The organism is Streptosporangium sp. NPDC000563, assembly GCF_040299985.1.
Lineage (GTDB): Bacteria > Actinomycetota > Actinomycetes > Streptosporangiales > Streptosporangiaceae > Streptosporangium.
Map to the genome: position 1 here is coordinate 38,621 of NZ_JBEPDA010000036.1, position 17,314 is coordinate 55,934.

1 protein-coding gene is annotated in these 17,314 nt (G+C 73.0%); it reads left to right on the plus strand.

The window, feature by feature from the left end:
• Nucleotides 1-124: 124 nt before the first annotated feature.
• Nucleotides 125-17,314: type I polyketide synthase (locus ABT352_RS38400; RefSeq protein WP_502992941.1), on the plus strand; the 17,190-nt coding region annotated here is incomplete at its 3' end.

Genomic DNA, 17,314 nt, shown 5'->3' on the forward strand with positions numbered 1-17,314 from the left:
GGCCGTGAGGCCACGAGCCGAACGCGGTGATCCGAGCGCCCACCCTCGCCGGGCGGCGAATCGAGTCTCCGCGTATCGGCATGACGACGTGTATGGGGAGCGGTGCGTGAATCGACCCGAGTTCATGCCTGACCATGACTCCGGCACGGACGACGATCGCATCGCGATCGTCGGAGTGTCCTGCCGGTTGCCCTCCGCGCCAGGTCCGGCGGAGTTCTGGCGGCTGCTGCGCGACGGAGTGAGCGCCGTGTCCACGGTGCCACCCGGTCGCTGGAGCGCGAACACCGAGCCGGGGCCCGGCGAGCACGGCGCCTTCCTGGACGCGGTCGACCGGTTCGACGCCGGCTTCTTCGGGATCTCGCCCCGCGAGGCCCGTGCGATGGACCCCCAGCAGCGGCTGATGCTGGAACTCGGCTGGGAGGCGCTGGAGAACGCGCGTGTCGCGCCCGCGCTCCTGCGCGGTACCGACGTCGGCGTGTTCATCGGCGTGATGGCCGACGACTACGCGTTGCTGAGCCGCCAGAGCGGCGCGGCGGGAATCGGCCACCACTCGCTCACGGGCGTCAACCGCAGCATCCTCGCCAACCGGGTGTCGCACTTCCTCGCCCTGACGGGCCCGAGCATGGCCGTGGACACCGGCCAGTCGTCGTCGCTGGTCGCGGTGCACCTCGCCTGCGAGAGCATCCGCAGCGGTGAGTCGGACATGGCCCTCGCGGGCGGTGTCCAGCTCAACCTCGCCGCGGAGAGCGCCCTGGCGGCCGCGGAACTCGGCGCACTGTCCCCCGACGGCAGGTGTTTCACCTTCGACGAGCGGGCGAACGGTTACGTCCGCGGCGAGGGCGGCGCCGTCGTCCTCCTCAAGCCGCTGGCGCGCGCCGTCGCGGACGGCGACCACGTGTACTGCGTCATCTCGGGCAGCGCGGTGAACAACGACGGTTCCGGCGAGACGCTCACCACCCCGAGCCCCCGGGCGCAGGAGCGGGTGCTGCGCTCCGCGTACCGGCGTGCCGGCGTGGACCCGGCGAGCGTCGGCTACGTCGAGCTGCACGGCACCGGCACCAGGGTGGGCGACCCCGTCGAGGCCGCGGCGCTCGGCGCGGTGCACGGCAGTGGCCGCGCGGACGCGCCGCTGTGGGTGGGATCGGCCAAGACCAACGTCGGCCACCTGGAGGGCGCCGCCGGCATCGTCGGGCTGCTCAAGACCGTACTGGCCATCGAGCACCGGCTGCTGCCGCCGAGCCTGAACTTCGAGCGGCCGAACCCCGCGATCCGCTTCGACGAGTGGAACCTGCGGGTGGTGGGCTCCGCGACGCCGTGGCCGGTGAACGACGGTGATGCCGACGGTGACGGTGACGGGCGGATCATCGCGGGCGTCTCCTCGTTCGGTATCGGCGGCACCAACTGCCACGTCGTGCTCACCTCCGCCCCCGAACGCACCTCGCCGGCCCCGGTGACCGCCGCCGGGATCGCCGCACCCGAGGGCGTCGAAGAGGCGCCGGCCCCGGTGACCTGGCCGCTGTCCGGCCACACCGAGGGCGCGCTGCGGGCGCAGGCGGCGCGGCTCGCCCGCCACGTCAGGGAACGGGAGGACCTCTCGACCGGCGACGTGGCCTTCTCGCTGGCGACGACGCGGGCCGGTCTGCGCCATCGAGCGGTCGTCGTCGGCGACGGACGCGAGCAACTGCTCCACGCGCTGGACGCACTGTCGGAGGGGCGCTCCGCGCCGGGAGTGGTGCGCGGCAGGACCGAGGTCGAGTCCGCTTCCGGTGGTGTGCTGTCCGACCGGGTGGAGCGCCTCGATCAGATGCGCCTCGTCCTCGGGCTCGGTCAGCACACCGCGCCCCTGGCCGGCGTGTGGCAACGCCCCGGCCAGCACGTCTTCGTCTTCCCCGGTCAGGGATCGCAGTGGGCCGGGATGGGGGCGGAGCTGCTCGACTCCTCCCCGGCGTTCGCCGCCGCCATGGCGGAGTGCGAGGCGGCACTGGCGCCGTTCGTCGACTGGTCGCTCACGAGCGTCGTACGAGGAGAGCCCGGCGGCCCGCCCAGGGAGCGCGCCGACGTGATCCAGCCCGTGCTGTGGGCGATCATGGTCTCCCTCGCGGCACTGTGGCGGTCGTACGGTGTGGAACCGGCCGCGGTGGTCGGCCACTCGCAGGGGGAGGTCGCCGCCGCGTGCGTCGCGGGCGCACTGTCACTGGAGGACGGCGCCTACCTCGTCACCGCCAGATCGAAGCTGATCACCGAGGTCCTCTCCGGCAGAAGCGGCATGGTCTCGGTGGGACTTCCCCTGGAGGTCGTGCAGGAGCGGCTGACCCGCTGGGCGGGCCGCCTGTCCATCGGCGCCGTGAACAGCCCGTCCTCCGTGGTGGTGTCCGGGGACAACGAGGCGCTGGCCGAGATGACGGCCGAGTGGGCCGACACGGTGCGGATGGGCCGGGTCAACATCGACTACGCCTCGCACTCCTCCGTCGTCGAGCAGATCGAGGAGCGCCTGGCACCGCTGCTGGCGCCGATCCGGCCGCGCGGCTCGGAGATCGCCTTCTACTCGACGGTGACCGGCGCCCCCCTGGACACCGCCGAACTCGACGGCGACTACTGGTACCGCAACCTGCGCAGGCCGGTCGACTTCCAGGGCGCGGTCGAGCGGCTGCTCGCCGACGGGTTCGGTCTCTTCGTCGAGGTGAGCCCGAACCCCGTGCTGGTCGGCAGCATCCACGAGAGCGCACGGGCCGCCGGCCGTCCGGCGGTGGCCGTCTGCACCCTCCAGAGGCACAACGCGGGGATCTCCCGCGTGCTGACCTCGATCGCCGAGCTCTACGCGAACGGGGTGGAGGTCGAGTGGGAGAGGTTCCTGCCCGCCGCCTCCCGGGTCGAGCTGCCGACGTACGCCTTCCAGCGGGACCGCCACTGGCTGGAGGAGTCCGGCAGGGAACGGGAGCGGACGGCACCGCGGACGGGAGCGGCGGCGACGGACGCCGCGAGGCCGGACGAACCGGGCGGGTCAAACAGGTCCGACGGGCCGAACGAGTCGGACACCGTTCGGCGGCCCGGCTCCGGCGACCCGCTGGGCCTGGTCCGCGACGCCTGCGCGGCGGTCCTCGGCACCTACGACCCCGACGGGATCGACCTCGGCCTGCCGTTCAAGGAGCTCGGCTTCGACTCCGCGATGCTCGTCGAGCTCACGACCCGGCTCGACACGGACGGCGGGCCGGCGCTGACCGCCACCGCCCTCTTCGACCACCCCACGCCGGCGAGACTCGCCGCGTTCCTGGGGTCCACAGCCGCCACCGGTTCCGAACCTCCGCCTCCGGAACCGGTGGCTTCAACTCCCGCGGCCGGCGAGCCCATCGCGATCATCGGGATGGCCTGCCGCTACCCGGGCGGTATCGACTCCCCGGAAAGCCTGTGGCGGCTCGTCGACACCGGCGAGGACGCGGTGTCCGCGCTGCCCGCCGACCGCGGCTGGCGGATGGGAACCCTCGCCGCGGACCATCCCGGAGGCTTCCTCCACAACGCGGGAGACTTCGACGCCGGCTTCTTCGGCATCTCGCCGCGCGAGGCGCTCGCGATGGACCCGCAGCAGCGGCTCGCGCTGGAGGTGACCTGGGAGGCGGTGGAGCGGGCCGGGATCTCGCCCGCCTCGCTGGACGGCACCCGCACCGGCGTGTATCTCGGCGCGATGGCGCAGGACTACGGCGCCCGGATGCACGAGGCGTCCGGAGACGCCGAAGGCTACACGCTGACGGGCACCTCGCCCAGCGTCCTGTCCGGCCGGGTCGCCTACACCCTCGGGCTGGAGGGCCCCGCGATCACGGTGGACACCGCGTGCTCGTCGTCGCTGGTCGGCCTGCACCTGGCCGCGCAGGGGCTGCGGTCGGGGGAGTGCTCGCTCGCGCTGGCGGGCGGGGTCACCGTGATGTCGACGCCCGGCATCTTCCTGGAGTTCGCCAAGCAGGGCGGACTCTCCCCGGACGGGCGGTGCAAGGCGTTCGCCGACGCGGCCGACGGCACGGGCTGGGCCGAGGGCGCCGGCGTGCTGGTGCTGGAACGCCTGTCGGACGCCCGCCGCAACGGCCACCGGGTGCTCGCCGTACTCCGCGGATCCGCGGTCAACTCCGACGGCGCCTCCAACGGCCTGACCGCCCCCAGCGGCGTCTCCCAGCAGCGGGTGATCCGCCAGGCCCTCACCGGCGCCGGGCTCGCCCCCTCGGACGTGGACGTGGTGGAGGCGCACGGCACGGGCACCAGGCTGGGCGACCCGATCGAGCTGCAGGCACTGCTGGCGACGTACGGGCAGAACAGGGAACGGCCGCTGCTGCTCGGGTCGATCAAGTCGAACATCGGTCACACCCAGGCGGCCGCGGGGGTCGCGGGCGTGATCAAGATGGTGATGGCCATGCGGCGGGGGATCGTGCCGCGGACGCTGCACGTCGACGCCCCCACCTCGCGGGTGGACTGGTCGGCAGGCGAGGTCGGGCTGGTGACCGAACGCGCCGGATGGCCGGAGGCCGGGCGGCCCCGCCGGGCCGGGGTGTCGTCGTTCGGTATCAGCGGCACCAACGCGCACGTGATCGTCGAGCAGGTGCCGGACTCCTCCGTCGAGTGGCCGTCCGGGCAGGCCGATCCCTCCGAGCCCGCCGCTACACAGAGCACGACCCCGAGCACGACCCCGAGCACGACCCCGAGCACGACCCCGAGCACGACCCCGAGCACGACCCCGAGTACGACACAGAGTGCGACGACGGAGGCACCCGCGCCGGTGCCCTGGGTGGTCTCCGGCAAGACCGAGGCCGCGCTCGGCGCCCAGATCGACCGGCTGGCGTCCTTCGCCGCCGAGAGCGGAGCCGATCCGGCCGACATCGGGTACTCGCTGGTGACGGGCCGTTCGGAGTTCGCCCACCGGGCGGTGCTGCTGGCCGGAGCCGACGGTGTGACCGAGATGGCCCGCGGTGTCGCGGGCGCGCCCGGCTCGCTCGCGATGCTGTTCGCGGGACAGGGCGCGCAGCGGATCGGGATGGGCCGCGAACTCGCCGCCCGCTTCCCGGTCTTCGCCCGCGCGCTCAACGAGGTGTTCGCACGACTCGCCGGCAGGCTGGAGAGACCGCCTGTCGAGGTGATGTTCGGCGCGGACGCCGGGCCGCTGAACCGCACCGAGTACGCCCAACCGGCGCTCTTCGCGATCGAGGTGGCGCTCTTCCGCCTGGTCGAGTCCTGGGGCGTGACCCCCGACCTTCTGGTCGGGCACTCGATCGGCGAGATCGCCGCGGCCCACGTGGCGGGCGTGCTGTCGCTGGACGACGCCTGCACGCTGGTCGCCGCCAGGGGCCGGCTGATGCAGCGCCTGCCCGAGGGCGGGGCGATGGTGTCCGTCCAGGCCGGCGAGGCGCAGGTCGAGGCGGCGCTGGAGGACGGTGCCGTCATCGGCGCGGTGAACGGCCCCTCCTCCGTCGTGATCGCCGGAGCCGAGGAGGCCGTCCTGCGCGTCGCCGCGCGCTTCGACGGGGCCAGGCGCCTGCGGGTGAGCCACGCCTTCCACTCGCCGCTGATGGAGCCCATGCTGGCGGAGTTCAGGGAGGTCGCCGAGGGGCTGACCTTCCACCGGCCGAAGACGGCCATCGTCTCCACCGTGACCGGCGCTCCCGTCGACGCCGCGTACCTGTGCTCGCCGCAGTACTGGGTGGACCACGTCACGCGTCCGGTGCGCTTCGCCGACGCGATCCGCGCCGCCGCGGCGGCGGGGGCCACGGTCTTCCTGGAGCTCGGCCCCGACGGCGGGCTGTCGGCGCTCGTCCACCAGAACCTCGCCCCGGAGGCCGGCCGTGACCTCGCCCCGGCCACCGGCCGGAACCCGTCCCCGGAGACCGGCCGGAACCCCGCGGGGACGCCGGAACCGCAGGCGTTCCCCATCCTGCGCAGGGACCGCGGCGAGGAGGCCGCCGCCCTGACGGCGGCCGCCCGGCTGTACGTGCGCGGGACGCCGGTGCGCTGGCCGGAGCTGTTCTCCGGTACCGAGGCTCGCCGGGTGGACCTGCCGACGTACGCGTTCCAGCGGGAACGGTACTGGCCGGACCCCTCGGCGACCGTGGGCGACGTCACCTCGGCGGGACTGGACCGGCCGCGACACCCGCTGCTCGGCGCGGCGGTGGAACTGCCCGACACCGGCGGGTTCCTGTTCACCGGCCTGGTCTCGACGGCCGCGCACCCGTGGCTGTCCGACCACGTGGTGGCGGGGCGGGTGCTGTTCCCCGGCACGGCCTTCGTCGAGCTGGCCACGCGGGCGGCCGCCGAGGTCGGATGCGGCCTGGTGGAGGAACTCACCCTCACCGCGCCACTCGCGCTGCCCGAACGGGGCGGCGTGCGGCTGCAGGTCGCGATCGGCGCCGCCGACGGCGACGGAGCCCGGACCATCGGCGTGTACTCCCAGGCGGCGGACGAGCCGGAGGCGCCCTGGACCCGGCACGCCACCGGCGTGCTCACTCCCGGCGTGCCGGGTGTCCCCGACCCCGGTATGGGTGAATGGCCCCCCGCCGACGCCGTCCCGATGGACCTCGACGGTTTCTACCAGCGGCGGGCGGAGGCGGGCTTCTCCTACGGCCCCGCGTTCCAGGGGGTGCGCGCCGTCTGGCGTACCGGCCGGGACGTGTTCGCCGAGGTCGTCCTGCCGGACGGCCCCGCCGCCGACGCGGGTTCCTACGGGCTGCACCCGGCCCTGCTCGACGCCGCGCTGCACGTGGCGTCCCTCACCGGGATCGACGAGGCGAACGGTGGGCTGCTCCCGTTCGCCTGGGCCGGGGTGTCCCTGCACGCGTCCGGCGCCTCGACGCTCCGCGTCCGGATGAGCGGGACCGGCACGGACGCCATCACGCTGGCCGTGGCCGACGCCGAGGGCGGCCTGGTCGCCTCGGTACGCTCCCTCGCGCTCCGGCCGAACGACGTACGGCCCGCGACGCGCACCGGCGGGCCTCTGCTGCGGCTGGACTGGCCGCTCGCACCGGAGTCCGGGAGCGAGGACCGTCCGGCGAGGCGATGGTCGGTGCTCGGCTCCGACGAACGCGGTCTCGTCGCCGCCCTGCGCGCGGCCGGGCAGACGGCGGATCTCGTACACGAGCCCGACCCGGCCGCGGACGTGACGCTGGTCGAGGTCTCCACACCGGCCGGGGACGACGTGCCGGCCGCCGTACGGTCGGTGACCTCGGCGGTCCTGGCCCGGCTGCGGGAGAGCGGACGCGACGAGCACCCCGACACTCCCGTGATCTTCGTGACGCGTGGGGCGGTCGCCGCCGACGCCGACGCCGAACCGGATCCCGTCGCCGCGGCGGCCTGGGGTCTGGTGCGCTCGGCGCAGGCGGAGAACCCGGGGCGGTTCCTCCTGCTCGACCTCGACGTCGAGCGGGTGACCGGTGAGACGCTGGTCGCGGCGCTCGACTCCGCCGAGCCGCAGATCGCGGTACGCGACGGTCTGCTCCGGGCGCCGAGACTCGTCGAGGCCGGCGACGCCGCCTCTCTCACGTCGAACACCCTGCGGAGCACCGACGGCGACGCCGCCTCGTCCACCCCGGACACCTTCCGTGCCGGGTCCGCATCGAGCACTCTTCGTGCCGGGTCGGCACCGAGCACTCTTCGTGCCGGGTCCGCACCGAGCACCTTCCGTACCGGGGGCACCGTCCTCGTCACCGGTGGCCTGAGCGGGCTGGGCGCGCTCGTCGCCCGCCACCTGGTGACCGAGCACGGCGTACGGCACCTGACCCTGGCCGGCCGTCGCGGCATGGACACCGAGGGCGCCGCGGAACTGACCTCGGAGCTGACCGCCCTGGGCGCCGAGGTCACGGCCGTCGCCTGTGACGTGTCCGACCGCGAGGCCCTCGCCGAACTGATCGCCGAGATCTCCCCGGAGCACCCGCTCACCGGGGTGGTCCACGCCGCGGGCGTGCTCGACGACGGGCTGGTCGAGTCGCTGACACCCGAGCGGATCGACACCGTGCTGCGGCCGAAGGCGGACGGCGCCTGGCACCTGCACGAACTCACCCGCGATCTCGACCTGACCGCCTTCGTGCTGTTCTCCTCGGTGTTCGGGACGCTCGGCAACGGAGGCCAGGCGAGCTACACCGCGGCGAACGCCTTCCTCGACGCCCTCGTGCGGCAGCGCACCGCCCGAGGACTGGCGGGTCTGTCGATCGGGTGGGGGCCGTGGCGGCAGGACACCGGCATGACCGCCGGCCTCACCGAGACGGACATGCGGCGCATGGCACGGGTCGGGCTGCGCCCCCTCTCCGGAGAGCAGGGGCTCGCCTTCCTCGACGCCGCGCTGGCGAGCCCCGAGCCGACACCGGTGGCGGCGCGGCTGGACCGGGCCGCACTACGGGCGCGGAGCCACGTGCCGGAGGTCTTCCGCGCCCTGGTACCCGCTCCCATCCGGCGGGCCGCCCGTCGGATGGGGGTCTCCACCGGCTCCGACGCCCTCGGCGCCCTGTCGGGAGAGGAACTCGGCGAGGCCGTCTCCACGCTGGTGCTCGGGCAGGTGGCCGCCGTGCTGGGGCACGCCTCGGCGGACGCGATCTCGCCGCACCTCACCTTCCAGGACCTCGGCCTGGACTCCCTCACCTCGGTGGAACTGCGCAACCGGTTGACCGAGGCGACCGGTATCCGGCTGCCCGCCACCCTGGTGTTCGACCAGCCCACCCCGACGGCGGTGACCGGCTTCATCCGCGAGCGCCTCGACGGCGTCGAGGCGACCCACACGCCCCCCGCGCAGGTCACGGCCCCTCTCGCCGGGGATCCGATCGTCATCGTCGGCATGGCCTGCCGCTATCCGGGCGGCGTCACCTCTCCGGAACAGCTCTGGGAACTGGTCGCAGAGGGCAGGGACGTCATCTCCGACTTCCCCGCCGACCGAGGCTGGGAGGTTCCCGACGCGTCCTTCGCCCGCGCGGGCGGATTCCTGTACGACGCGGCCGAGTTCGACGCCCCGTTCTTCGGGATCTCGCCGCGCGAGGCGCTGGCGATCGACGCCCAGCAACGACTGCTGCTCGAAACCTCCTGGGAGGCCGTCGAACGGGCGGGCATCGACCCGCTCACCCTGAAGGGCAGTCGGGCCGGTGTCTTCGCCGGGATGATGTACCACGACTATCCGTCGACGGGAGACGGCGCACCGGAGGAACTGCGCGGGATCGTGGTCAACGGGACCACGGGAAGCGTGACCTCCGGGCGGGTGTCGTACACGCTGGGCCTGGAGGGTCCGGCGGTCACGGTGGACACCGCGTGCTCGTCGTCGCTGGTGGCGCTGCACCTGGCGGCGCAGGCGCTGCGTTCGGGTGAGTGCTCGCTGGCGCTGGCCGGTGGGGTGACGGTGATGGCGACCCCGGACACCTTCGTCGACTTCTCCCGCCAGGGCGGTCTGAGCTCTGACGGGCGGTGCCGGTCGTTCGCCGACTCGGCCGACGGGGTCGGCTGGTCGGAGGGCGTCGGGGTGCTGGTGCTGGAGCGGCTCTCGGACGCGCGCCGCAACGGCCACGAGGTGCTCGCGGTGGTGCGCGGTTCCGCGATCAACCAGGACGGTGCGTCGAACGGGCTGACCGCGCCGAACGGTCCCTCGCAGCAGCGGGTGATCCGCCAGGCCCTGGCCGGAGCGGGGCTCTCGGCGTCGGATGTCGACGCGGTGGAGGGGCACGGGACCGGTACGACGCTGGGTGACCCGATCGAGGCCCAGGCCCTGCTGGAGACCTACGGCCAGGACCGGCCGCAGGACCGGCCGGCACTGCTGGGTTCGATCAAGTCGAACATCGGTCACACGCAGGCGGCGGCGGGTGTGGCGGGTGTGATGAAGATGGTGCTCGCGATGCGGCACGGGGTGCTGCCTCGGACGCTGCACGTGGACGAGCCGTCCTCGCACGTGGACTGGGCCTCGGGCGCGGTGGAGCTGCTGACTGAGCCGGTGGAATGGCCGCGGACAGGCCGTCCGCGCCGGGCCGCGGTGTCGTCGTTCGGGATCAGTGGCACCAACGCGCATGTGATCATCGAGCAGTTCCCCGAGGTCGGTGCCGACGAGGCGCGGCGGGAGCCGGAGGCTCCGCACGGTGAGGTCGAGCCGGACGTGGTGCCGGTGCTGGTGTCGGGAAGATCTGCGGGGGCGTTGCGGGCGCAGGCCGGGCGGTTGGTGTCGTTCCTGGAGGGTGAGCCTGATCTCGGGTTGGCCGATGTGGCGTTCTCGCTGGCGACGACGCGGTCGGCGTTCGAGCATCGGGCGGTGGTGGTCGGTGATCGTGAGGGTGTGCTGGCCGGGCTGGGTGCGCTGGCCGGGGACCTGCCGGGTGCGGGTGTGGTGCGCGGGGTGGCAGCGAGTGAGCTGAAGCCGGCGTTCCTGTTCACCGGTCAGGGGTCGCAGCGGGCCGGGATGGGCCGGGAGTTGTACGACCGTTTCCCGGTGTTCGCCGAAGCCTTGGACGAGGTGATCGCGGAGCTGGATCCGTTGCTTGAGGGGGTGGAGCGGGGATCGGCCGGAGGGTTGGGTGGCCGGTCGTTGCGTGAGGTGTTGTTCGCCGAGCCGGGGTCGGTGGAGGCGGGGTTGCTGGATCGGACCGGCTGGGCGCAGCCTGCGTTGTTCGCGGTGGAGACCGCGTTGTTCCGGCTGGTGTCCTCGTGGGGGGTGCGGCCGAACGTGCTGGCCGGGCATTCGGTCGGGGAGATCACAGCGGCGCATGTGGCCGGTGTGCTGTCGTTGCAGGACGCGTGTGCGTTGGTGGCGGGTCGGGCGCGGTTGATGCAGGCGTTGCCTGCGGGTGGGGCGATGGTGTCGGTGCGGGCCTCCGAGGAGCAGGTTGCCGGGCTGCTGGCCGGGCGTGAGGGTGAGGTGTCGGTCGCGGCGGTGAACGGCCCGTCCTCGGTGGTGATCTCCGGCGTCGAGGAGGCGGTGCTTGAGGTGGCCGCCGCCCTGGAGGAGCGGGGAGCGCGGACGAGGCGGTTGCGGGTGTCGCACGCCTTCCATTCGCCGTTGATGGACCCGATGCTGGAGGACTTCCGGGCGGTGGCCGGGTCGCTGACCTACGACCCGCCGCGAATCCCGATCGTGTCGACATTGACGGGGGAACAGGCCACGGCCGAGCGGTTGTGCTCGCCGGACTACTGGGTGGAGCAGGTCCGTGGCGCGGTCCGTTTCTCCGACGCCGTCCGCACCCTGCACGGCCAGGGTGTGCGGGCGTATCTGGAGCTGGGCCCCGATGGTGTGCTCACCGCGATGGCGTCCGACACCCTCGCAGCGCTCGCCGACGTGGCGGCCGGAACCGCTTCAGGTCCGGACGCGCTGCTGGCGCCGGTACTGCGCGGAGGCCAGGACGAGCAGAAGACGATCGTGACGGCGCTGGCCGGGTTGTACGTACGCGGCATACCGGTGAGCTGGCCGGCCGTGCTCCCCGACGCCCGCCGGGTGCAGTTGCCCACCTACGCCTTCCAGAAGGAGCGGTTCTGGCCGAGCGGCAGGCGAGGCGGGGACGCGCGGGGTCTGGGGCTTGAGACGGCGCTCCACCCGCTGCTGGGTGCGGTGATGGTGTCACCGGAGTCGGACGGGGTGGTCCTGACCGGGCGGCTGTCGGCGTCGACCCACCCGTGGATTCGCGACCACGAGGTTCTGGGCCGGGTGCTGCTGCCGGGAACGGGATTCGTGGAACTGGTGGTCCGCGCGGGCGACGAGGTCGGCTGCGCGGTGCTGGAGGAACTGGCGCTGCAGGCGCCGCTGGTGCTTCCGGAGACCGGTGGAGTGCGGGTCCAGGTGGTGGTCGACGGCCCCGGTGAGGCCGGCAGGCGCGCGGTCCGGGTGTATTCCCGGGCCGACGGTCGAGAGGGCGGCGACTGGACGCTGCACGCCCAGGGAGTGCTCGCCGAGCGAGCGGAGGAGCCGGGGTTCGATCTGGTGCAGTGGCCGCCGGCGGGTGCGGCCGAGGTGGACGTGACGGGAGCCTACGAACGGCTGGCCGAGGTCGGCTACGGCTACGGTCCGGCGTTCCAGGCGTTGCGCGCGGCGTGGCGGCGAGGGGAGGAGCTGTTCGCCGAGGTCGTGCTGGGTGAGCGGATGGCCACGGAGGCGGGGCGGTTCGGAGTGCATCCGGCCCTGCTGGACGCGGCGATGCACGTGTCACTCATCGATCCCTCGGGCGTGGCGAGCGGTGGGCGGGCGGTGTTGCCGTTCGTGTGGCGGCAGGTGGTGCTGCACGCGGCGGGCGCCTCGACGCTGCGGGTGCGGGTGCGGCATTCGGGCGAGCACACGCTGGTCCTGGACGTGGCCGACGAGAACGGCCGGCCGGTGCTGTCGGCGGGCTCGATGGTGGGGCGTCCGGTGTCGGCGGAGCAGCTGGGCGCAGCAGGGGAGCGGTCCCTGTTCCTGGTGGAGTGGAACCCGATCGAGATGCCCACGGCCGGTTCGGCGCGGGTGACGGAGTGGTCCGCGCTCGCCGCCGACCATGCCTCCGACGTGTCCGGCCCGGCTGTCGGCGCCGATGACTCGATCGCGGTGGTGGACTGCGCGGCGCCGCCGACCGGCGAGACGCCGGACGTGGTGCGCTCGGTGACCGGAGACGTGCTCGAGGCGCTGCAGGCGTGGCTGGAGCGGGAGAGCCGGGGATCGGCACCTCTGGTGGTGGTGACCAGGGGAGCGGTGGCGGTGGGTGAGAGCGCGGACGTGGATGTGAAGGTCGCGCCGGTATGGGGACTGGTGCGGGCGGCCCAGGCCGAGCACCCCGGGCGCTTCGTGCTGCTGGACCTTCAGGAGGACCAGGAACGGGACGCGGCGGTGCGGGCGGCGGTGGCCTCCGGCGAGCCGGAACTCGCGGTGCGGTCGGAGACGTTCCTGGTGCCCCGGCTGGTCAGGATGGCCCGGCCCGAACGGCCCGCCGACGGCTCGGGCCCGGACTCCGTCGAGCCGGCCGACGGCTCCGCCGGGTTGGCTGCGGGGACGGTGCTGGTGACGGGAGGTACGAGCGGACTGGGGGCGTTGCTGGCCCGTCGTCTGGTGACCGATCACGGCGTGCGTTCCCTGCTGCTGGTGAGCCGGCGGGGACCGTCGGCGGAGGGCGTCGAGACGCTGGTGCGGGAGCTGACGGCGCTGGGCGCCGAGGTCCGCGTGATGGCGTGTGACGTCGGGGATCGGGAGTCGCTGGCACGGGTCGTGGAGTCGGTTCCCGACTCGGCTCCGCTGGTGGGTGTGGTGCACGCGGCGGGAGCGGCGGACAACGGCGTGCTGGAGGCGCTGTCACGAGACCGGCTGGAGACGGTGCTCCGGCCGAAGGCGGACGCCGCGTGGCATCTGCACGAGCTGACCAGGGATCTGCCGCTGGAGATGTTCGCGCTGGTGTCCTCGGCCGGCGGGCTGGTCCTGGCGGCGGGGCAGGGCAACTACGCGGCGGCGAACGTGTTCCTGAACGCGCTGGCGGCCCATCGACGGTCGCGAGGGCTGGCGGCGACGTCGCTGGCGTACGGGCTGTGGGATGTGGCCACCGGCATGAGCTCCGAGCTGTCCGACGCCGACCGGGACCGGCTGGCCAGGCTCGGGCTGCCCGTGCTGTCCGCGGCCGAGGGAGTGCGGCTGTTCGACGTGAGCGTGCGGACGGACGCGGCGTTGACGGTACCGCTGCGGGTGGACACGGAGGTGATGCGGGGCCGTGGCGGCGAGGTGCCGGCGTTGCTGCGCGGGCTGGTACCGGCGAGGCGGCCGATCCGGGTGGCCGCGGGTGGCGGCGGAGAGGACGGCTTGCGGCGGCGCCTGGACGGGTTGGACACGGCCGAGCGCCGGCGGGTGCTGGAGGAGCTGGTACGACGGCACGTGGCGGTGGTGCTGGGGCACGCGTCGGGGGATGCGGTGGAGCCCGGTCAGGCGTTCAGCGCGATGGGGCTGGATTCGCTCGCCGCGGTGGAACTGCGCAACCAGCTGGCCACGGCGACGGGGCTCTCGCTGCCCGCGACACTCGTCTTCGACTACCCGACCTCGTACGGCGTGGCGGAGTTCCTGCACGGGGAGCTGTTCGGCTCGGTGGACGCCGAGCGGGCCGAGGTGGGTGTGCTCTCGCCGGTGGTGCGGTCGGTGGCCGACGATCCGGTGGTGATCGTGGGGATGGCGTGTCGTTATCCGGGTGGGGTGTCTTCTCCGGAGGATTTGTGGCGTCTGGTGGTGGAGGAGACCGACGCGATCACCGGGTTCCCGACGAATCGGGGGTGGGATCTGGAGGGGATCTATGATCCGGATCCTGGTCGGGTGGGGACGTCGTACACGCGTCATGGTGGGTTTTTGCATGACGCGGATGAGTTCGACCCTGGGTTTTTCGGGATGTCGCCGCGTGAGGCGTTGGCGGTTGATCCGCAGCAGCGGTTGCTGTTGGAAGTGTCGTGGGAGGCGGTGGAGCGGGCGGGCATCGAGCCGGGGGCGTTGCGGGGGAGCCGGACCGGGGTGTTCACCGGTTTGATGTACAACGATTACGGTCTGGCGTTGGGTAACGCGGCCGGCCGGGTGCACCAGGCGGCCGTCGGTGAGGTGGTCGAAGGTCTCGGCCAGCGTGATGCCGTCGAGGGTTACGAGGGCACCGGGACGGCGCCGAGTGTGGCGTCGGGTCGGGTGTCGTACACGCTGGGCCTGGAGGGTCCGGCGGTGACCGTGGACACCGCGTGTTCGTCGTCGCTGGTGGCGGTGCACCTGGCGGCGCAGGCGTTGCGGTCGGGGGATTGTTCGCTGGCGTTGGCCGGTGGGGCGACGGTGATGTCGACGCCGAACACGTTCATCGGGTTCGCTCGGCAGCGGGGTTTGTCGGTGGATGGGCGGTGTCGGTCGTTCGCGGAGTCGGCCGATGGGGTGGGCTGGGCCGAGGGCGTGGGCATCCTGGTGCTGGAGCGGTTGTCGGATGCTCGGCGCAACGGTCACCAGGTGCTCGCGGTGGTGCGCGGGTCGGCGGTGAATCAGGATGGTGCGTCGAACGGGTTGACGGCGCCGAACGGTCCGTCTCAGCAGCGGGTGATTCGTCAGGCGCTGGCGAGTGCGGGGCTGTCGGCGTCCGAGGTGGACGTGGTCGAGGCGCACGGCACCGGGACGCGGTTGGGCGATCCCATCGAGGCGCGGGCGCTGATGTCCACCTACGGACAGGGCCGTGACACCGGAGAGCCGTTGCTGCTGGGGTCGATCAAGTCGAACATCGGTCACACCCAGACGGCGGCCGGTGTGGCGGGAATCATCAAGATGGTCATGGCGATGCGCGAGGGCATGGTGCCGCGCACGTTGCACGCGGACGAGCCGTCCTCGCATGTGGACTGGAGCGAGGGCGCGGTCGAGTTGGTGACCGAGGCACGGGCGTGGCCTCGGGTGGAGCGGTCGCGTCGGGCCGCGGTGTCGTCGTTCGGAATCAGCGGTACCAACGCGCACGTGATCTTGGAACAGTCTCCGGTGCCGGTGGAGGAACCGGTGGACGCCGGTGGTGAGGAGGTCGACGGCGGGACTGTCGCGTGGGTGGTGTCGGGGCGTAGTGAGGTGGCGTTGCGGGCTCAGGCAGAGCGGTTGTTGTCGCACGTGGAGGGCTTGTCCGGGTCGAGGTTGGCTGGGGTGGGGGTGTCGCTGGCGACGGTTCGGTCGGCGTTCGAGCATCGGGCGGTGGTGGTCGGTGCCAGGCGTGCGGAGTTGGTGGGGGGCCTGGCGGCGCTGGCCCGGGGGGCGGCGGATCCGGGGGTGGTGACCGGTTCGGTGCGGAGCGGCGGCAAGGTCGCGTTCCTGTTCACCGGTCAGGGCAGTCAGCGGGCCGGGATGGGTCGGGAGTTGTATGACCGGTTCCCGGTGTTCGCCGAGGCGTTGGATGAGGTGTTCGCCGAGTTCGAGCCGCTGCTTGAGGGGTCGTTGCGTGAGGTGGTGTTCGCCGAGCCGGGGTCGGCGCAGGCGGAGGCGCTGGATCGGACCGGGTGGGCGCAGCCGGCGCTGTTCGCGGTGGAGACGGCGTTGTTCCGGCTGGTGTCCTCGTGGGGGGTGCGGCCGGATGTGTTGGCCGGGCATTCGGTCGGGGAGATCGCCGCGGCTCATGTGGCGGGGGTGTTGTCGCTGGCGGATGCGTGTGCGTTGGTGGCGGGTCGGGCGCGGTTGATGCAGGCGCTGCCTGCCTGTGGGGCGATGGTGGCGGTGGCGGCTTCCGAGGAGGAGGTCGTCGAGCTGCTGGCCGGGCGTGAGGGTGAGGTGTCGGTCGCGGCGGTGAACGGTCCGTCCTCGGTGGTGGTCTCCGGGGTGGAGGAGGCGGTGCTTGAGGTGGCCGCCGCCTTGGAGGAGCGGGGGGTGCGGACGAGGCGGTTGCGGGTGTCGCACGCGTTCCATTCGCCGTTGATGGATCCGATGCTGGAGGAGTTCCGGGCGGTGGCCGGGAGGCTGACCTACGGTGCGCCGGAGATCCCGATCGTGTCCACGCTCACCGGGGAGCAGGCGACGGCCGAGCGGCTGTGTTCGCCGGAGTACTGGGTGGAGCAGGTGCGTGGCGCGGTCCGCTTCTCCGACGCCGTCCGCACTCTGCACGGCCAGGGTGTGCGGGCGTATCTGGAGCTGGGCCCCGACGGTGTGCTCACCGCGATGGCCGACGACACCCTCGCAGCGCTCGCCGACGCGAACATCGATGGGATGACGCGCGGGGCTGCGTCAGCGGGATCGGCGGCGGATCCGGACGTGCTGCTGGTACCGGCCCTGCGCAGGGGCCAGGACGAGCAAAAATCGATCATGATGGCGCTCGCCGCCCTGCACGTGCGCAAGGTGCCGGTGAACTGGTCGGCGGCACTTCCTCGGGCCGCCCGAGTGGATCTGCCGACGTACGCCTTCCAGCGCGAACGGTTCTGGCCCGATGGCGTCGGCTCGCAGGTGGGAGACGTGACGGCGGCGGGACTCGCGGCCGCGAGCCATCCGCTGCTGGGAGCCGCTGTGGGAGTGGCCGGTTCGGACGGGGTGTTGCTGACCGGCCGTGTCTCGCTGACGTCGCATCCGTGGCTGGCCGATCACATGGTGGGCGGGACGGTGATCTTCCCAGGCACGGGGTTCCTGGAGCTGGCGGTGCGGGCGGGTGATGAGGTCGGCTGTGACCTGGTCGAAGAACTCACCCTGACCGCTCCGCTGGTGCTCGGCGAACGAGACGCGGTGGCGGTGCAGGTATGGGTGAGGACACCGGATGAGTCAGGCCGGTGTGAGGTGAGCATTCACGCCCGCCCTGCGGAGGCCGGGGACGAGGAACCCTGGGTAAGGCACGCGATCGGTGTGCTGGCGTCCGACGGCCAGGCCGGGGAGCGGTTCGATGTCGAGGTGTGGCCGCCGAGGGGTGCGTCGGTG